The sequence below is a fragment of the Methyloversatilis sp. NSM2 genome (assembly GCF_038066675.1).
Lineage (GTDB): Bacteria > Pseudomonadota > Gammaproteobacteria > Burkholderiales > Rhodocyclaceae > Methyloversatilis > Methyloversatilis discipulorum_A.
The window spans coordinates 417812-435078 of record NZ_JBBUKV010000004.1 but is presented as its reverse complement, the minus strand read 5'-3'; the positions used below and the strand labels follow the sequence as shown (position 1 = coordinate 435078).

Below are 17267 nucleotides of genomic sequence, written 5' to 3'. Positions count from 1 at the left end.
AAGGCAGCCATGCAATACAAGACTCTCGAAGATTTCGTCGGCAACACGCCGCTGGTCCGTCTGCAGCGTATTCCGGGGGCCGACAACGACCGCCGTGGCAACGTCATCCTGGCCAAGCTGGAAGGCAACAACCCGGCCGGTTCGGTCAAGGACAGACCTGCACTGTCCATGATCAAGCGCGCTGAAGAGCGCGGCGACATCAAGCCGGGCGACACGCTGATCGAGGCGACCAGCGGCAACACCGGCATCGCGCTGGCGATGGTGGCGGCCATGCGCGGCTACAAGATGATTCTGGTGATGCCCGAGAACCAGAGCATCGAGCGCCGGCAGAGCATGGCCGCCTACGGCGCGGAACTGGTGCTGACCGCGAAGGAAGGCAGCATGGAACTGGCGCGCGATACGGCCGAGAAACTGCGCGACGAAGGCCGCGGCGTCATCCTCGACCAGTTCGGCAACAGTGACAATCCGCGCGCCCATATCGAAGGAACAGGGCCGGAGATCTGGCGCGACACCGACGGGCGTGTCACCCACTTCGTCAGTTCGATGGGCACCACGGGCACCATCATGGGCACCTCGACCTATCTGAAGTCGCAGAATCCGGCGATCCAGATCATCGGCTGCCAGCCGGAAGAGGGTGCGCAGATTCCGGGCATCCGCAAGTGGCCCGAGGCCTATCTGCCGAAGATCTACGACCGTAGCCGTGTCGATCGGCTGGAGTACGTCGGCCAGCACGACGCCGAGGAAATGACCCGCCGCCTGGCGCGCGAGGAGGGCATCTGCGCCGGCATCAGCTCGGGCGGCGCGCTGGTCGTCGCGCTGCGCATCGCGGCCGAGGTCGAGAACGCGACCATCGTCAGCATCGTGTGCGACCGCGGCGACCGCTACCTCTCCACGGGTGTTTTCCCTTCCTGATCGCCTGCGGGGCTTTTTTCTTGCGCTGACGCTGGCGGCGATGCCGCTCGCCGCCGATGCCGCGTTCGAGCTTCGCTTCGACCGGCTGTCGGCGTCGGCCATCACGCTGGACGATGTGCACGTCGAGGCCACGGCGCTGGGCGGTGGCCGTGCCCGCGTCCGTGCGGCGCGTGCGTTGATTGCCGGGCACACGCTGCAGCAGGTGCAGCTCGACTGCGCGGATTTTTCCGCCTTGCCCGAACAGCGCTGTCGCGGTGGGGTGCTGCGCGCGCGCGGCTACGGACCGTGGCCGCTCGAGTTTTCGGTGCGCGGTGCGCAGCGGGTGCTCGACGCGAATGTCCGCTTCTCGCCGGACCTGCGTGTCACTGTCGGCGGCATGCTGGCTGGCGCGCGCCGGCATCTGGCGCTGCAGGCCAAGGCGATCGACATCGCCCGCCTGCTCGCGCTCGAGCCCGCGCTGCAGTCCTTGCTGAAGGACTACGCGCCGGCCGGGCGCGCCGACGTCGAAGCCGTGCTGAAGGATTTCGGCGCCGCCCGATCGCCGTATGTCGAGGCGCGACTGCTGCTGACCGATGCACGATTCGCGTCGGCTGACGGTCTGCGTGCCGCCGAGGGTATTTCGCTCGCGCTTGCCCTCGATGCCACCCGGCAGGGCGAAGACTGGCTGGGCCGTGCCTCGGTGGACTGGAAGACCGGCGAACTGCTGTGGGACAGCATCTATCTGAAGGGCGGCGGGACGACGCTGGCGAGCGATTTCGTGCTGACTGCCGGCGGCCTTGAACTGCGCGCCGGCACGCTGGATCTGGCCGATGTGGGGCGGCTGAACCTGGAGGCGCGCTTCGCGCGGTCGCCGGCAACGCTGACGCGCGCGCGCGTCGAGGGTCGTTCGTTCGATCTCGACGCGCTGAACACGCGCTTCGTCGAACCGCTGTTCGCCGCGCGCGGCTGGCCGACCTTCGCATTGTCCGGCCGCGCCGACCTTGTCGCCGAATTCGACGCACAGGGAGCGACGGCCTCGACGCTGCATCTGGCCAATGCAGCCGTCGCCGACAAGTCGGGGCGCTGGTCGCTCGACGGCGTAAGCGCGGTTCTTCCGTGGCAGCGCGATGCGCAGACCGAGCCGCACGCAGCGATCACCTCAGCGCACTTCGACCGCTTGCCCTTCGGCGCGTTCGAACTGAAAGCACGCCTGGCGGCCGACCGGGTGTCGCTCGAACCGGTGCGCATACCGGTGCTCGATGCCGGGCTGCGACTCAATCTGCTCGATTTCCGAAGAGCCGACGGCCGCTGGCGCGGCGATCTGTCCTTTGATCTGGAACCGGTGTCGATGCCGGAACTGAGCGAAGCGCTGGGCCTGCCGCGCATGGCCGGCAGCCTGGGTGCCAGCGTGCCGCACGTCAGCTGGCGTGACGGCGTGCTCTCACTGGATGGTCAGTTGCTGATCCGCGTGTTCGACGGCTATGTTGCCGCCACCGGGCTGCGCGTCATCGAACCCCTCGGAACGACGCCGCGTGTTCTTGCCGACCTTGAGATGCGTTACATCGATCTGGAGGCGCTGACCGACACCGTCAAGTTTGGCCGCATCACCGGTCGACTCGATGGTGACGTGAAGGGGCTGGAACTGCTGCGCTGGCGGCCTGTGGCCTTCGACGCGCACATACGGTCGAGTGAGGGTGACTATCCGCGCGTGATCAGCCAGCGCGCGGTGCAGAACATCACCGCGCTCGGCGGACCGGGTGCGGCGGCGGCGATACAGCGCAGCTTCCTCGGTTTCTTCGAGCGCTTCGGTTATCGCCGCATCGGCCTGTCCTGCGTGCTGCGTGGCGACGTATGCGCAATGGACGGTCTGGCGAGCAAGGGCGGCGGATTCGTGTTGATCGAAGGCGGTGGCGTCCCGGCGCTCAGCGTGGTTGGCTACAATCGACGCGTCGATTGGCCGGAGCTGATCGAGCGACTGCGGCGGGTGACTGACGCGAAGCCGGTCGTCAAATGAATGGAGACACGATGACGAATGCGATGACCAGGACGATCTGCCTGATGCTGACGGGTGCTGCGCTGTCGGCAGCGTGCGTCACCATCAATATCTATTTCCCCGCCGCTGCCGCAGAGAAGGCAGCCGACCGCATCATCGACGAGGTGTGGCAGCTGAAGAAGGAACAGGACAGCAAGGCCCAGCCGGAAGGAAGCCAGCAATGAACACACTGAAACGCATGGTCCTGCTCGGTGCGATGTGGGCGACGACGGCATGGGCGCAGGGCAATATCGAGATCAACACGCCGGCGATCAGCCAGATCAAGTCAAGCATGCAGGCAAGACACACGCAGCTTGCACCGCATTACGCCTCCGGTGCAGTCGGTCTTGGTGCCGACGGCAACGTCGTGCTGCGCGATGCCAATGCAGTGCCGTTGGCGCAACGACAGGCGGTACAGGGCCTTGTCGCGCAGGAGAACACGGATCGCGCCGCGCTCTACCGCGAGATCGCCCGCGCCAACGGTCACCCGGAATGGGAGGCGGACATCCGCTCGACGTTTGCCCAGCGCTGGATCGAGCGCGCGCAGTCGGGCTGGTACATCCAGTCCGGCGCTCAGTGGTCGCGCAAGTAAGCGAATTCGAACAACACAAAGTCATCACGGGATTTTCATGGCCGCCGTACTCGTATTCGATATCGAAAGCATTCCGGACATCGCCGGCATCCGCACGCTCAACAACCTGCCGGATGAGCTGTCCGACGCCGAGGTGGCGGAGTTCGCCTTCCAGCAGCGTCGTGCCGCGGTCGGTCACGACTTCCTGCCGCTGCACCTGCAGCGCGTGGTGGTGATCTCGTGTGCGCTGCGCGACGCGAAATCGCTGAAGGTGTGGTCGCTGTCCGAGCCGGAGAACGGCGAGGGCCAGATCATCCAGCGCTTCTACGAGGGCATCGAGAAGCTGACGCCGCAGATCGTGTCGTGGAACGGCGCCGGCTTCGACCTGCCGGTGCTGCACTACCGCGGCCTGATCCATGGCGTGACCGCACCGCGCTATTGGGAAATGGGCGAGGGCGACGGCCCGGATGCGCGCGAGTTCAAGTGGAACAACTACATCAGCCGCTATCACTCGCGCCATCTGGATCTGATGGATCTGCTCGCGCTGTATCAGGGCCGCGGCAATGCGCCGCTCGACGATCTGGCGAAGCTGATCGGTTTCCCCGGCAAGCTGGGCATGGATGGCTCGGCTGTCTGGGGCGCCTGGCAGCGCGGCGAGATCGCTGGCATCCGCGATTACTGCGAAACGGACGTACTGAATACCTTCCTCGTGTTCCAGCGTTTCCAGCTGATGCGCGGCGTACTTGACCGCGCGCAGTACGACGCCGAGATCGCCTTCGTGCGCGAGTGGCTGGCGACCCAGCCGGGTGATCACTGGAAGGAATATCTGGCGGCGTGGAAAACAGCCTGACTCGACTGGCGTGAAAAAATGTCTTGAACGGGGGCGAGATTTCGCTATACTTGCGCCCTCTCTTCAGGCGCGTAGCTCAGCTGGTTAGAGCACCACCTTGACATGGTGGGGGTCGTTGGTTCGAGTCCAATCGCGCCTACCAACACACACTGCAGGGCTTGAAAGGCAGCGTTATGACACCGCGAACTCGTTTCACCCCGGTATCGATCACTGCCTGAGGCCTGCAGCCAAAGACGCACGTTCTGACGTGCGCAGACAGAAAAGTGCGGCCCAGGCCGCACTTTTTTTTCGTCTGCAGATTCCATTACATCCCCGTTACCGATTTCCGGAGCAAGACCATGGTCAACATCACCCTGCCTGATGGTTCGGTCCGCAGTTTCGAATCCGCCGTGACCGTGCGCGACGTCGCCGCGTCCATCGGCGCAGGTCTTGCAAAGGCGGCACTGGCCGGCCGCGTGGACGGCAAGCTCGTCGATACCTCCTTTGTCATCGAGAACGACGCGCAGCTGGCCATCGTGACCGACAAGGACGCCGACGGACTCGACATGATCCGCCACTCGACTGCTCACCTGCTGGCGTATGCGGTGAAGGAGCTGTTCCCGGACGCGCAAGTGACCATCGGCCCGGTGATCGACAACGGCTTCTATTACGACTTCTCGTACAAGCGCCCGTTCACGCCGGAAGATCTGGTGGCGATCGAGCAGCGCATGGCCGAACTGGCGAAGAAGGACATTCCGGTGTCGCGCGAGGTTTGGCAGCGTGACAAGGCGGTCGAGTTCTTCAAGTCCATCGGCGAGCACTACAAGGCGGAAATCATCGCGTCGATTCCGGCCGACCAGGACGTGTCGCTGTACCGCGAAGGCGATTTCATCGACCTGTGCCGCGGCCCGCACGTACCGTCCACTGGCAAGCTCAAGGTGTTCAAGCTGATGAAGGTGGCCGGCGCCTACTGGCGCGGTGACGCGAAGAACGAAATGCTCCAGCGCATCTACGGCACGGCCTGGGCGAAGAAGGATGAGCAGGACGCCTATCTGAACATGCTGGAAGAGGCGGAAAAGCGCGATCACCGTCGTCTGGCCAAGCAGCTCGACCTCTTCCACATGCAGGAAGAGGCGCCGGGCATGGTGTTCTGGCACCCGAAGGGCTGGGTGGTGTGGCAGCAGATCGAGCAGTACATGCGCAATGCGCTCGACCGCGCTGGCTACCGCGAAGTGAAGACGCCGCTGATGATGGACCGTGTGCTGTGGGAGAAGTCCGGCCACTGGGAGAACTACCGCGAGAACATGTTCACCACCGAGTCGGAGAAGCGTGACTACGCGGTGAAGCCGATGAACTGCCCGGGTCACGTGCAGATCTTCAACAACTCGCTGCATTCCTACCGCGACCTGCCGCTGCGCATCGCCGAATTCGGTTCCTGCCACCGCAACGAGCCGTCCGGCGCGCTGCATGGCCTGATGCGCGTGCGCGGTTTTGTGCAGGACGACGCGCACATCTTCTGTACCGAGGGCCAGATCACGTCCGAGGTGATCGCCTTCAACGAACTTCTGCAGACCGTGTATCGCGATTTCGGCTTCACCGACGTCGCGGTCAAGCTGTCGCTGCGTCCGCCGAAGCGGGCCGGTTCCGACGACGTGTGGGATCGCGCCGAGGCTGGCTTGCGCGACGCGCTTTCGGCGTCCGGCATGCAGTGGGAAGAACTGCCGGGCGAGGGCGCCTTCTATGGCCCGAAGATCGAGTACCACATCAAGGACGCGATCGGTCGCTCGTGGCAGTGCGGCACGCTGCAGCTCGATTTCGTGCTGCCTGAGCGTTTGCACGCCGAGTATGTGGCCGAGGACAACTCGCGTCAGCGTCCGGTCATGCTGCACCGCGCCGTGCTCGGTTCGCTCGAGCGTTTCATCGGAATCCTGATCGAAAACCACGCCGGAAACTTCCCTTTGTGGCTCGCGCCGGTGCAGGCGGTCGTGATGAGCATCACCGAAGCCCAGGCCGATTACGCTCAAACCGTTGCAAATGCGCTACGCGACGCCGGTCTGCGCGTCGAATGCGATTTGCGCGGAGAGAAAATAAACTATAAAATCCGCGAACATAGCTTGCAAAAGCTGCCTTACCAGATTGTCGTAGGCGACAAGGAGAAGGCAGCAAACGTGGTGGCCGTGCGTGCCCGCGGAAATATCGATCTCGGGCAGATGCCTTTGAGCGACCTGATTCAGCGTTTCGCTGATGAAATCGCTTCCCGGGGCATCGATCGCACGGCTTGATTTTTTTCGTCTCGGGAGTACGAGCATCAGTCAGCAAAAATCGCAGCGCACCAATTCGGAGATCAACGCCCCTGAAATCCGCCTCGTAGGCGACGAGGGCGAACAGCTTGGAATCATGTCTTCACGCCAGGCATTGGCCATGGCGGAAGAGGCTGGCCTTGATCTGGTCGAAATTGCGCCGCTTGCCAAGCCGCCGGTCTGTCGTCTGATGGACTTCGGCAAGTTCAAGTACCAGGAAGCCAAGCGCGCTGCCGAGGCGAAAGCCAAGCAGAAGCAGATCCAGGTCAAGGAAGTCAAGTTCCGTCCGGGTACGGACGAGGGTGACTACCAGATCAAGCTGCGCAACCTGACGCGCTTCCTTCAGGACGGCGACAAGGCGAAGGTCACCCTTCGTTTCCGCGGTCGTGAAATGGCGCACCAGGAGTTCGGTATCCGCCTGCTTGAGCGCGTGAAGACGGATCTCGAAGCACTGGCTGTGGTCGAGCAGTTTCCGAAGCTTGAAGGGCGACAGCTGATCATGGTGCTGGCTCCCCAGAAGAAGAAGGTCTGACCGACGCTTCTCAGGAATCTGCCGGGGTGATACCCGGCGATGCGCGAGGCAAAAGCCTCGCGTCGCCGACACATCAGTGTCGGCAAAACAAGTATTCACGGGTCTGAAAGTGCAGCGAGGGGTTCGCGGCCACCTGTGAAGATGACATAAATGGAGTTTTTGTCATGCCCAAGATGAAGACCAAGAAGGGCGCTGCAAAGCGCTTCAAGGTCCGGGCGAGCGGCAGCATCAAGCGTTCGCAGGCGTTCAAGCGCCACATCCTCACCAAGAAGACCACCAAGTCGAAGCGTCAGCTTCGCGGTACGACGGCGGTGCACGCCACGGACGACGCACGCGTCCGCAACATGTTGCCCTACGCATAAGGAGGCCGAACCATGCCGAGAGTGAAACGTGGCGTGACGGCACGTGCCCGTCATAAGAAAGTTCTTGACCAGGCCAAGGGTTACCGCGGCCGTCGCAACAGTGTCTACCGGATCGCCAAAGAAGCGGTGATGAAGGCGGGGCAGTATGCCTACCGCGACCGTCGTCAACGCAAGCGTCAGTTCCGTTCGCTGTGGATCGTGCGTATAAACGCCGCCGCACGTGAGCTGGGCATGACCTACTCCACGCTGATCAACGGCCTGAACAAGGCGTCGATCCAGGTGGACCGCAAGGTGCTGGCTGACCTCGCCGTGTTCGACAAGGCTGCGTTTGCCGCCATTGCGAACCAGGCCAAGGCCAAGCTCGCCGCCTGAGCGTCCCGTACGCAAAAAAAGGAGGCCAGGCCTCCTTTTTTTGTCCCTGAAATACCCGGGTAGAAGTCGATGAGTGATCTGGAAGCCCTTGTTTCGCAAGCTGAATCCGATTTTTCTGCCGCGGCCGACGCGGTCGTGCTCGAGCAGGTCAAGGCGCGCTACCTCGGCAAGTCGGGCAGCCTGACCGAACTGCTCAAGGGGCTGGGCAAGCTCGATCCCGAAGCGCGCAAGGAAGCGGGTGCGGCGATCAACGTCGCCAAGCAGAAGGTCGAGGCGGCACTGGAGGCGCGTCGCGACGCGCTGCGCCGTGCCGCACTGGAAGCGCGGCTCGCGGAAGAAGCGCTGGACGTCACGCTGCCTGGCCGTGGCCGTAGTCGCGGCGGTCTGCATCCGGTATCGCGCACGCTGGAGCGCATCGAAACGCTGTTCCGCGGCATCGGCTTCGACGTCGCGGATGGCCCGGAGATCGAAACCGACTTCCATAACTTCACCGCGTTGAACACGCCGGAAAATCACCCCGCGCGTTCGATGCACGACACTTTCTATCTGGAAGGTGCCAGCGACGTCATGCTGCGCACCCATACGAGCCCGATCCAGGTGCGCTACATGCAGGCGCACGTGGCGCGTCATGCGGGCGTCGACGTGATGCCGGAAATTCGCATCATCGCGCCGGGCCGTGTCTATCGCGTCGATTCCGATGCCACGCATTCGCCGATGTTCCATCAGGTCGAAGGCCTGTGGGTCGGTGAATCGGTCAGCTTCGCCGACCTGAAGGGTGTGGTGAGCGACTTCCTGCACCGCTTCTTCGAAACCGATCAGCTGGACGTGCGCTTCCGTCCGTCCTTTTTCCCGTTTACCGAGCCGTCGGCGGAAATCGATGTCGCCTTCATGAGCGGGCCGCTGGCCGGGCGCTGGCTGGAGATCGCCGGCTGCGGCATGGTGCATCCGAACGTGCTCGGCCACTGCGACATCGACGCCGAACGCTACACCGGTTTCGCCTTCGGCTTCGGCCCGGATCGCCTGACCATGCTGCGTTATGGCATCAATGACCTGCGCCTGTTCTATGACGGTGACGTGCGCTTCCTGAGCCAGTTCCGCTGAGGTTTCACTGACATGCAATTTTCCGAAAAGTGGTTGCGCAGCTTTGTCGATCCGGAGATCGACACCGCCGCGCTGTCTCACCTGCTGACGATGGCCGGCCTCGAAGTCGAGGAACTGGATCCGGCGGCGGCGGCCTTCACCGGCGTCGTGGTTGCGGAAGTGCTGTCGGTGGCACCGCACCCGGACGCGGATCGCCTGCGCGTCTGCCAGGTCAATGCCGGCGGCGAGCCGTTGCAGATCGTCTGTGGCGCGCCGAACGTCGCCGCAGGCATGAAGGTGCCCTGCGCTATCGTGGGTGCGAAATTGCCGGGCATCGACATCAAGCGCGCCAAGCTGCGCGGTGTCGAAAGCAGCGGCATGCTGTGTTCGGCACGGGAACTGGGCATCTCGGAAGAGGCCTCCGGTCTGCTCGCGCTGCCGGCCGATGCGCCGGTGGGTACCAGCATCCGTGAATACCTCGATCTCGATGACAATGTGTTCGTCATCAAGCTCACGCCTAACCGGGCGGACTGCTTCGGCATGACCGGCATCGCCCGCGAGGTCGCAGCGCTGACCGGTGCGCCGCTGAGCCTGCCGACAGTTGCCTCCGCACCGGTGAGCATCGCCGACGTGCTGCCGGTGAAGGTCGAGCACGCCGATCTGTGCGGCCGTTTTTCAGGCCGCGTCATCCGTGGCGTCAACGCCCGTGCGGCGACGCCGGACTGGATGAAGCGCCGCCTGGAGCGTGCCGGCATGCGCTCGATTTCGGTGCTGGTCGACATTTCCAATTACGTCATGCTGGAAATGAACCGCCCGAACCACGTGTTCGATCTTGATCGCGTGCAGGGCGGCCTGCATGTGCGCTGGGCGAAGGCGGGCGAAAAGCTGGTGCTGCTGAATGAACAGGCCATCGAACTCACCACCGATTGCGGCGTGATCGCCGACGACGCCGGTGTCGAAAGCTTTGCCGGCATCATGGGCGGCGCGTCGACCTCGTGCACCGACGACACGCGCAATGTCTATGTCGAGGCCGCCTTCTGGCTGCCCGATGCGATCCAGGGCCGTGCCCGTCGTTACGCCTTCTCCAGCGAAGCGGCGCACCGCTTCGAGCGTGGCGTCGACTTCGCCGACACGGTGGCCGGCGTCGAGCGCGTCAGTCAGCTCATCCTTGAGTTGTGTGGCGGCCAGGCCGGTCCGGTCGATGACCAGATCACCGCACTGCCGTCGCGCGATCCGGTGCGCCTGCGTCCGGCCCGCGCGGCGCGTGTGCTCGGCATCCGTTTCAGCGACGACCAGATCGCTGCGCTGCTTGGTCGCCTCGGCCTCGCATTCACGCGCGACGGTGCTGATTTCATCGTGCAGCCGCCGAGCTGGCGCTTCGATCTGCGCATCGAGGAAGACCTGATCGAGGAACTGGCGCGTCTGCACGGCTACGACAACATTCCGACCGTGCCGCCGGTGGGTCGCCTGGCGATGCCAGTGCTGCCGGAAGCGCGACGCGGCGCGTTTGCGCTGCGTCACCTGCTGGCTGACCGCGATTATCAGGAGGTGATCAATTTCGCCTTCGTCGAACGTCGCTGGGAAAGCGACTTCGCAGGCAACGATGCGCCGGTCGTGCTCGCCAATCCGATCGCCAGCCAGATGTCGGTCATGCGCTCGACGCTGATTGGTGGACTGGTCGACAACGTTGCCACCAACCGCCGTCGCCAGACCGAACGCGTGCGAGTGTTCGAGATCGGCCGCTGTTTCGCGAAGGATGCCGGTGCCCAGCCGGTTGCCGGCTATGCACAGACGCTGCGTATCGCGGCGCTGGCCTGGGGCGGTGACAGTGCCGAACAGTGGGGCGTCGCCACGCGCGCGGTCGACTTCTTCGACGTGAAGGCCGATGTCGAAGCGCTGCTGTGGCCGCGTCAGGCGACCTTCGCGGTGGCACGTCATCCGGCTTTGCATCCGGGGCGATCTGCGTCGGTCAGCCTCGACGGACAGGTCATCGGCTGCATCGGAGAGCTGCACCCGGAACTGGTCCAGCGTTACGAGCTGGGTTCGGCGCCGGTGCTGTTCGAACTCGATCTCGAACCGCTGCTCGAAGTGCCGATGCCGGCACATCGCACGCTGTCGCGTCAGCCCTCGGTGCGTCGCGATATCGCGCTGCTGCTGCCGCGGACGACCGCCGCATCGGCTGTGCTCGACGGTCTGCGCAGCGTCGCGCCAGGCATCGTGCAGGAGATCGCACTGTTCGACCTGTATCAGGGCAAAGGCATTGCAGATACGGAAAAAAGCTTTGCTTTCCGTATACTTATGCAAGATACTGAACGTACTTTGGCGGACGCGGAAGTCGACGCGGCCGTGCAGGAACTGGTGAGCTATGCACAGCGTGAGTTCGGGGCAAGGCTGCGCGCCTGAGGCGGCAGGGCGACAGGAGTTGAAGGGAGCCGCATGACCACACTGACCAAGGCCGAACTGGCGGAGATGCTGTTCGAACAAGTAGGGCTGAACAAGCGCGAAGCCAAAGATATGGTCGAAGCATTTTTTGACGAAATCCGTGACGCGCTTGAAAGCGGCGATGGCGTGAAGCTGTCGGGCTTCGGCAATTTCCAGCTGCGCGACAAGCCGCAGCGGCCCGGCCGCAACCCGAAAACCGGCGAAGAGATTCCGATTACGGCGCGGCGTGTCGTCACCTTTCATGCCAGTCAGAAACTGAAGTCGGCAGTCGAGGGCATCGCCTACGATGGAAACGACGAATAAGGAATCGCAGGCGCTGCCTGCAATTCCTGCCAAGCGCTATTTCACGATCGGCGAGGTCAGCGAACTGTGCGGCGTGAAGCCGCACGTGCTGCGCTACTGGGAACAGGAATTCACCCAGCTCAAGCCGGTGAAGCGGCGCGGCAACCGGCGCTACTACCAGCACCACGAAGTGTTGCTGGTGCGCCGTATCCGCCAGTTGCTGTACGAGGAAGGCTTCACCATCAGCGGTGCGCGCAACCGGCTCGACGATTCCGATCCGCGTGCGGCGGCGGCCGACGCTGCATCGACCGGCGGAATCGACGTCGCGGCGCTGCGCAGCGAACTCGAAGCGCTGCGCGATCTGTTGAGCTGAACGTATTCATTTTTAGTGCATCGCGGCCCCGCAAGCGGCAGTCCGCTGTTATACTTGCAGGCTGAGTCGGGGCGTAGCGCAGCCTGGTAGCGCACTTGCATGGGGTGCAAGGGGTCGCGAGTTCGAATCCCGCCGCCCCGACCATTTGTTTGTTTCCGGCAGTGCTGATGCGCTGGCCGATCTGCTCAAGCCGTTCCGTTCAGGAACGGCTTTTTGCTTTCTGGCGGTCACTGCGGCAGAGCGTTGTCGGCCACGCCGTCGTACCGCTCGGCACGGAGGAAGTCCATGCGCATGTCCGCGCAGATGACCGGCGGTGTTGTGGGGACGTTGATCGCGCTGGCGGTCTATGTCCTGGGTCCGGCCGGTGACACGCTGCGCGCCGGTCTGGCCATCTTCGTGTTCATCGGCGCACTGTGGCTGACCCAGGCGCTGCCGCTGACTCTCACCGCACTGCTGGTGCCGGTGTGCGCTGTGCTGTCGGGCCTGACGAGTGTGCAGCAGGCGCTCGCGCCCTTTGCCCATCCCATCATTTTCCTGTTCCTCGGTGGCTTCGCGCTCGCCGCCGCATTGTCGCGGCATGGCCTCGATCGACTGCTCGCACGTCGCGTAATGGCGCTCGCCGGCGGACGTCGTCTGCGCGCGCATCTGCTGCTGTTCGGGCTCGTTGCTGCGCTGTCGATGTGGATCAGCAACACGGCGGCGGCCGTCATGGCGCTGCCGCTGGCGCTCGGACTGCTGCCCGCCACGGCGGATGCGCGCGAGCGCACCTTCGTGCTTCTCGGGGTCGCCTACAGCGCCAGCATAGGCGGCATCGGCACCCTGGTAGGCAGCCCGCCGAACGCCATCGCGGCGGCGCAGGCCGGAATCGGCTTCGCCGAGTGGATGCGCTTCGGCATTCCCGCGGTGCTGCTGCTGATGCCGCTGATGGTCGGTGTGCTGTGGTTGCTGTTGCGGCCACCTGTCGACGGCGACGCGCCCTTGGTAACAGAAGAGCATTACGCGTGGACACCGGGCGCGCTTCTGACGCTCGTCGTGTTTGCCTGCGCGGTGCTGGCCTGGGTGTTCGGCGCACCGCTGGGTCGCCTGCTGGGTGTGGCCGGCGACATCGATGCGCTGATCGCGTTGATCGTGCTGAGTGCACTCGTGGCGGGCCGGGCGGTCGAGTGGAAGGACGTCGAGCGGCAGACCGAGTGGGGCGTGCTGCTGCTGTTCGGCGGCGGGCTTGCACTTGGTGCCGTGCTCGGAAGCAGCGGTGCAAGCAGCTATCTGTCCGACCGTCTGCTGAGCGTGATGGCCGACGCGCCGGGCTGGCTGATCGTGCTCGGCGTGGTGGCCTTCGTGGTCATGTTGACGGAGTTGGTGAGCAATACCGCTACTGCGGCGCTGCTGGTGCCCTTGCTCGTTGCGCTGGCGCCCGATGTCGGCCTCGATCCGCGGGGACTGGCGGTGGCCGCGGCGATTTCGGCGTCCTGTGCCTTCATGCTGCCGGTCGCAACGCCGCCGAACGCTCTGGTGTTCGGCACCGGCGCCGTCGCGGCGCGCGACATGATGCGGTGCGGGCTGCTGCTCAACCTGGTCTGCATCCTGGTGATCTCCGCTCTCGTCGGCGTACTCTGAACGCGTCCGGACGGCTGTGCGCGGCGCCGTGCTATAGTCCGCGGCTGATTTCGCGGGGCTCCGGCAGGGCGTGCGGCGGTGTGCCGGCAAGCCCGACGGCAAGACCTCGCGCCGTTTTCCCATGTGCGTCGCCGACATCCGGACCGCAATCCGGCCGCAGCTCCGGCGCACTCGACCGGCACCCAGGCGTCCGGTCGCAACCTTCGTTCCGCAGCCTTTCATGCGCATCCTGTTGTCTAACGACGACGGCTACTTTGCCCCCGGCCTCGAGGCGCTTGCCCGTGCGCTGACAGAGGTCGGTGATGTGACCGTCGTGGCCCCCGAGGCCGACCGCAGCGGCGCCAGCAATTCCCTTACGCTGGACCGCCCCCTCATCCTGCGCCGCGCGCGCAACGGTTTCTATTATGTCAATGGCACGCCGTCGGACTGCGTGCATCTGGCAGTGACCGGCATGCTCGACCATCTGCCGGACATCGTCGTGTCCGGCATCAACGACGGCGCGAACATGGGCGACGACACCATCTACTCGGGCACCGTCGCCGCCGCCACCGAGGGCTTTCTGCTGGGCGTGCCGGCCATCGCGATGTCGATGACACGCAAGGGCAGTGCGCACTACGAAACCGCTGCCCGCATCGCCTGCGACCTGGTGCGCCGCCTGACCGAGCGACCCTTTGCGGCGCCGGTGCTGCTCAATGTGAACGTGCCCGACCTGTCGACCGAGGAACTGAAGGGGATACAGATCACCCGCCTGGGTCGGCGCCACAAGGCGGAACCGGTGGTGCGCACGATCAACCCGCGCAACGAGACTGTTTACTGGGTCGGCGCCGCAGGTGCCGCGCAGGACGCCGGCGACGGCACCGACTTCCATGCAACGGCGAACGGCTTTGCGTCGATCACGCCGCTGCAGATCGACCTCACGCACGTGGCCCAGATGGGGCAGGTCCGGGACTGGCTGGGCGCATGACGTCGAAGGACGAGAGCCTCGCGCTGACGCGCGCACGGGCGCGCATGGTCGATCGACTGCGTGCGTCAGGCATCCGCGACGAGGGCGTGCTGGCGGCAATGCAGGCCATTCCGCGCCATCAGTTCGTCGAAGAGGCGCTGCGCAGCCGTGCCTACGAAGATACGGCGCTGCCGCTCGGTTATCAGCAGACCATTTCGCAGCCCTTCATCGTCGCGCGCATGATTGAACTTCTGCGCGTCGGCGGACGTCCTCTCGGCAAGACGCTGGAGGTCGGTGCGGGTTGCGGCTATCAGGCCGCCGTATTGTCGAAGCTGGCAAAGGACGTCTACGCGGTCGAGCGCATCGCGCCGCTGCTCGAACTGGCCAAGCGCAATCTGCGTCCGCTGCGTCTGCCCAATGTGCGCTTGAAACATGCGGATGGCACGGTCGGTCTGGCCGCGGAAGCGCCCTTCGATACAATCATTGTCGCCGCGGCGGCCACCACCGTTCCGATGCCGCTGCTCGAACAGCTGGCCGAAGGCGGCCGCCTCATCCTGCCGGTGGGCGCCGGCGACCAGACGCTGCGCATGATCGAGCATCAGCCGCAGCATCGCTTTGTCGAATCGAAACTGGATGCGGTGCGCTTCGTGCCGCTCCTGCCGGGGGTTGAATGAATAGAAGGCTGTGTGCGCTGTCCGTCGTGAGCCTGCTGCTGGCCGCGTGCGCCGGCACGCGTCCGGCTCCGGTGGAGGACCGCACTTCGGCGCCGGCAGCCGCACCGACGGCTGCGCCTGCGGCGACCGCAGCGCCGGCCACACGTGCCGGCTTCCACATCGTGTCCAAGGGCGAGACGCTCTACAGTATCGCGCTGGAGCATGGTCAGGACTGGCGTGATCTGGTCATCTGGAACCGCATCGAGAACCCCAATCTGATCCGCGTCGGGCAGGAACTGCGTGTCGTGCCGCCTGAGGGCGCGGTCGAAATACGTCCCATCGTGACGCCGGGAGCGGTCGAGTCCCGACCGCTCGAGCCGGCGCCGCAGCAAGCGGCGGCAACTGCTGCACCGACCGCGGAACCGGCCAACAGTGCCGTGCTGAAGCGTGAGCCGCGCGGTGGCGTCGAAGCCTATTCGGAAGAGGCGCTGGCGCGCATGAAGGGGGCGCCACTGGCAGCCGCCACCGTGGCACCGACACCGGCTGCTGCAGCGGCCGCGACGACGCCGGCAACGCCCGTCGTCGCGCCCGAGTCGTCCCGCTCGGAGGACGGTATCGAATGGAGCTGGCCGGCACAGGGCCGCATCATCGGCCGCTTCGGGGAAGGATCGAGCAAGGGCGTGGATGTCAGCGGCAAGCTCGGTGATCCGGTGCTCGCCGCGGCCGGCGGACGTGTCGTGTATGCGGGCGAGGCGATGCGCGGTTATGGCAAACTGGTCATCATCAAGCATGACAACACCTATCTGTCCGCGTACGCGCACAACAGCCGTATCCTGGTTCAGGAACGCGATACGGTGAAACGCGGACAAAGGATAGCCGAGCTCGGTGACACAGATACCGAAGCCGGCAAGCCCCGGCTGCACTTCGAAATACGGCGCCAGGGCAAGCCCGTCGATCCGCTGAAGTATCTGCCACCGAGATAGCCGCCATGTCCGATCTGTCGCTGCCTGATGATGCCGAACCCGTCGAGCCCATCGAGGACGACGCGGCGATCAGCGACATCGATACGCCGGAAGCGGTGGTCGAGGCGGTCGAGCCCGCCGAGGCGGAGTTCTTCGGCGACGCGACCCAGCTCTACCTGAACGAGATCGGCGCCAACCCGCTGCTGACGCCGGAAGAGGAGCTGTCGCTGTCGCGCCGCGTGCGCCTCGGCGACTTCGAGGCGCGGCAGATCATGATCGAGCGCAACCTGCGCCTGGTCGTCAATATCGCCAAGCATTACCTGAACCGCGGCATGCCGCTGCTCGATCTGGTCGAGGAGGGCAATCTCGGCCTGATCCACGCTCTGGAGAAATTCGATCCCGAGCGCGGTTTCCGCTTCTCGACCTACGCCACCTGGTGGATACGGCAGAACATCGAGCGCGCGATCATGAACCAGTCGCGCACGATACGGCTGCCGGTACACGTGGTGAAGGAGCTGAACCAGGTGCTGCGCGCAATGCGCAGCCTGGAATCGCGCAGCGGCGGCGACTGCTGCGCCGAGGACATCGCGCAGCTGCTGGCCAAGCCGGTCGAGGACGTGCGCCACATCCTGTCGCTGAACGAGCACACCGCCTCGCTCGACGCGCCGCTGGACATCGACCCTTCGCTGTCCATCGGCGAATCGCTGGCCGATGACGAGCAGGACGGGCCGGACGTGCAGATCCAGAACGCCGAGATCGGCTCACTCGTACACACCTGGATTTCGCAGCTCGGCGACAAGCAGCGCACGGTGATCGAGTACCGCTACGGCATCAATGGCTGCGAGATCGCGACGCTGGAAGAGCTGGCCGAACGGCTGGGCCTGACGCGAGAGCGGGTGCGCCAGATCCAGCTCGAAGCGCTGGCGCAGCTGCGCAAGATATTGCGGCGGGCGGGGGTGTCGAGGGACGTGTTGTTGTAGATTCCTGAGTGGCTCTCCCGCGCTCGCGGGCGCTTCGTGCTCAGTG

General features: G+C 64.7%; 18 protein-coding genes and 2 tRNA genes. All 20 read left to right on the top strand.

Annotation, left to right across the window (positions count from 1 at the left end):
• Positions 1 to 9: 9 nt before the first annotated feature.
• The 20 genes from cysM to rpoS all read left to right on the top strand — a co-directional run bounded on the left by cysM (position 10) and on the right by rpoS (position 17221).
• Positions 10 to 912 (top strand): cysteine synthase CysM, encoded by a 903-nt coding sequence (gene cysM / locus WJU27_RS09785; protein WP_020163946.1) that lies wholly within the window; start codon positions 10 to 12, stop codon positions 910 to 912.
• Positions 896 to 2905: a hypothetical protein gene (locus WJU27_RS09780; protein ID WP_341421995.1), complete on the top strand. Its 2010-nt coding sequence runs from the start codon at positions 896 to 898 to the stop codon at positions 2903 to 2905. The genes cysM and WJU27_RS09780 overlap by 17 nt, the downstream gene beginning before the upstream one ends.
• A 23-nt stretch (positions 2906 to 2928) precedes the next feature.
• Complete coding sequence (locus WJU27_RS09775; RefSeq protein WP_051091699.1) at positions 2929 to 3108, top strand: hypothetical protein; 180 nt, start codon at positions 2929 to 2931, stop codon at positions 3106 to 3108.
• Entirely contained in the window at positions 3105 to 3515 is a 411-nt protein-coding gene (locus WJU27_RS09770) for a YdbL family protein (RefSeq protein ID WP_296809976.1), read from the top strand. The genes WJU27_RS09775 and WJU27_RS09770 overlap by 4 nt, the downstream gene beginning before the upstream one ends.
• 37 nt (positions 3516 to 3552) lie before the next feature.
• Positions 3553 to 4344 (top strand): 3'-5' exonuclease, encoded by a 792-nt coding sequence (locus WJU27_RS09765; protein ID WP_296809978.1) that lies wholly within the window; start codon positions 3553 to 3555, stop codon positions 4342 to 4344.
• 65 nt (positions 4345 to 4409) lie between these two features.
• A tRNA-Val gene (locus WJU27_RS09760) sits at positions 4410 to 4486 on the top strand.
• Between the two features lie 196 nt (positions 4487 to 4682).
• The gene (gene thrS / locus WJU27_RS09755; protein ID WP_341421994.1) at positions 4683 to 6605 is read left to right on the top strand and encodes a threonine--tRNA ligase; all 1923 of its coding nucleotides are present in this window, start codon (positions 4683 to 4685) and stop codon (positions 6603 to 6605) included.
• On the top strand, positions 6568 to 7155 hold the full coding sequence (gene infC, locus WJU27_RS09750; RefSeq protein WP_081629073.1) for a translation initiation factor IF-3: 588 nt from the start codon (positions 6568 to 6570) through the stop codon (positions 7153 to 7155). The genes thrS and infC overlap by 38 nt, the downstream gene beginning before the upstream one ends.
• Positions 7156 to 7319: 164 nt before the next feature.
• Entirely contained in the window at positions 7320 to 7517 is a 198-nt protein-coding gene (rpmI, locus tag WJU27_RS09745) for a 50S ribosomal protein L35 (RefSeq protein ID WP_019919094.1), read from the top strand.
• A gap of 12 nt (positions 7518 to 7529) precedes the next feature.
• Positions 7530 to 7889: a 50S ribosomal protein L20 gene (rplT, locus tag WJU27_RS09740; RefSeq protein WP_024300567.1), complete on the top strand. Its 360-nt coding sequence runs from the start codon at positions 7530 to 7532 to the stop codon at positions 7887 to 7889.
• A 69-nt stretch (positions 7890 to 7958) separates the two neighbouring features.
• Complete coding sequence (gene pheS, locus WJU27_RS09735) at positions 7959 to 8990, top strand: phenylalanine--tRNA ligase subunit alpha (RefSeq protein ID WP_341421993.1); 1032 nt, start codon at positions 7959 to 7961, stop codon at positions 8988 to 8990.
• A gap of 12 nt (positions 8991 to 9002) precedes the next feature.
• A complete protein-coding gene (pheT, locus tag WJU27_RS09730; RefSeq protein WP_341421992.1) occupies positions 9003 to 11372 on the top strand; it encodes a phenylalanine--tRNA ligase subunit beta in 2370 nt (789 codons plus the stop codon).
• A gap of 33 nt (positions 11373 to 11405) precedes the next feature.
• Positions 11406 to 11714: an integration host factor subunit alpha gene (locus tag WJU27_RS09725; protein WP_008062640.1), complete on the top strand. Its 309-nt coding sequence runs from the start codon at positions 11406 to 11408 to the stop codon at positions 11712 to 11714.
• On the top strand, positions 11698 to 12066 hold the full coding sequence (locus WJU27_RS09720) for a MerR family transcriptional regulator (RefSeq protein ID WP_020163956.1): 369 nt from the start codon (positions 11698 to 11700) through the stop codon (positions 12064 to 12066). Before WJU27_RS09725 ends, WJU27_RS09720 begins: the two co-directional genes overlap by 17 nt.
• A 67-nt stretch (positions 12067 to 12133) precedes the next feature.
• Positions 12134 to 12210, top strand: a tRNA-Pro gene (locus WJU27_RS09715).
• 141 nt (positions 12211 to 12351) lie between these two features.
• The gene (locus tag WJU27_RS09710; RefSeq protein WP_341421991.1) at positions 12352 to 13683 is read left to right on the top strand and encodes an SLC13 family permease; all 1332 of its coding nucleotides are present in this window, start codon (positions 12352 to 12354) and stop codon (positions 13681 to 13683) included.
• A 220-nt stretch (positions 13684 to 13903) separates the two neighbouring features.
• Entirely contained in the window at positions 13904 to 14647 is a 744-nt protein-coding gene (gene surE / locus WJU27_RS09705; protein WP_020163958.1) for a 5'/3'-nucleotidase SurE, read from the top strand.
• Positions 14644 to 15300: a protein-L-isoaspartate(D-aspartate) O-methyltransferase gene (locus WJU27_RS09700; RefSeq protein WP_019919015.1), complete on the top strand. Its 657-nt coding sequence runs from the start codon at positions 14644 to 14646 to the stop codon at positions 15298 to 15300. Before surE ends, WJU27_RS09700 begins: the two co-directional genes overlap by 4 nt.
• Positions 15297 to 16262 carry a peptidoglycan DD-metalloendopeptidase family protein gene (locus WJU27_RS09695; RefSeq protein ID WP_341421990.1) on the top strand — a complete coding sequence of 322 codons (966 nt, stop codon included), beginning with the start codon at positions 15297 to 15299 and terminating at the stop codon, positions 16260 to 16262. The genes WJU27_RS09700 and WJU27_RS09695 overlap by 4 nt, the downstream gene beginning before the upstream one ends.
• Positions 16263 to 16267: 5 nt before the next feature.
• Complete coding sequence (gene rpoS, locus WJU27_RS09690) at positions 16268 to 17221, top strand: RNA polymerase sigma factor RpoS (protein WP_019919013.1); 954 nt, start codon at positions 16268 to 16270, stop codon at positions 17219 to 17221.
• Positions 17222 to 17267 lie beyond the last annotated feature (46 nt).

What these genes read in the sequence shown, in the direction of transcription:
- WJU27_RS09710 (WP_341421991.1), top strand. Translation starts at nt 12,352, where the DNA reads ATGCGCATGTCCGCGCAGATGACCGGCGGTGTTGTGGGGACGTTGATC.
- infC (WP_081629073.1), top strand. Translation starts at nt 6,568, where the DNA reads ATGAAATCGCTTCCCGGGGCATCGATCGCACGGCTTGATTTTTTTCGT.
- WJU27_RS09725 (WP_008062640.1), top strand. Translation starts at nt 11,406, where the DNA reads ATGACCACACTGACCAAGGCCGAACTGGCGGAGATGCTGTTCGAACAA.
- surE (WP_020163958.1), top strand. Translation starts at nt 13,904, where the DNA reads ATGCGCATCCTGTTGTCTAACGACGACGGCTACTTTGCCCCCGGCCTC.
- thrS (WP_341421994.1), top strand. Translation starts at nt 4,683, where the DNA reads ATGGTCAACATCACCCTGCCTGATGGTTCGGTCCGCAGTTTCGAATCC.
- WJU27_RS09765 (WP_296809978.1), top strand. Translation starts at nt 3,553, where the DNA reads ATGGCCGCCGTACTCGTATTCGATATCGAAAGCATTCCGGACATCGCC.
- WJU27_RS09720 (WP_020163956.1), top strand. Translation starts at nt 11,698, where the DNA reads ATGGAAACGACGAATAAGGAATCGCAGGCGCTGCCTGCAATTCCTGCC.
- WJU27_RS09775 (WP_051091699.1), top strand. Translation starts at nt 2,929, where the DNA reads ATGACCAGGACGATCTGCCTGATGCTGACGGGTGCTGCGCTGTCGGCA.
- pheS (WP_341421993.1), top strand. Translation starts at nt 7,959, where the DNA reads ATGAGTGATCTGGAAGCCCTTGTTTCGCAAGCTGAATCCGATTTTTCT.
- WJU27_RS09695 (WP_341421990.1), top strand. Translation starts at nt 15,297, where the DNA reads ATGAATAGAAGGCTGTGTGCGCTGTCCGTCGTGAGCCTGCTGCTGGCC.
- rplT (WP_024300567.1), top strand. Translation starts at nt 7,530, where the DNA reads ATGCCGAGAGTGAAACGTGGCGTGACGGCACGTGCCCGTCATAAGAAA.
- WJU27_RS09700 (WP_019919015.1), top strand. Translation starts at nt 14,644, where the DNA reads ATGACGTCGAAGGACGAGAGCCTCGCGCTGACGCGCGCACGGGCGCGC.
- rpoS (WP_019919013.1), top strand. Translation starts at nt 16,268, where the DNA reads ATGTCCGATCTGTCGCTGCCTGATGATGCCGAACCCGTCGAGCCCATC.
- rpmI (WP_019919094.1), top strand. Translation starts at nt 7,320, where the DNA reads ATGCCCAAGATGAAGACCAAGAAGGGCGCTGCAAAGCGCTTCAAGGTC.
- WJU27_RS09770 (WP_296809976.1), top strand. Translation starts at nt 3,105, where the DNA reads ATGAACACACTGAAACGCATGGTCCTGCTCGGTGCGATGTGGGCGACG.
- pheT (WP_341421992.1), top strand. Translation starts at nt 9,003, where the DNA reads ATGCAATTTTCCGAAAAGTGGTTGCGCAGCTTTGTCGATCCGGAGATC.
- cysM (WP_020163946.1), top strand. Translation starts at nt 10, where the DNA reads ATGCAATACAAGACTCTCGAAGATTTCGTCGGCAACACGCCGCTGGTC.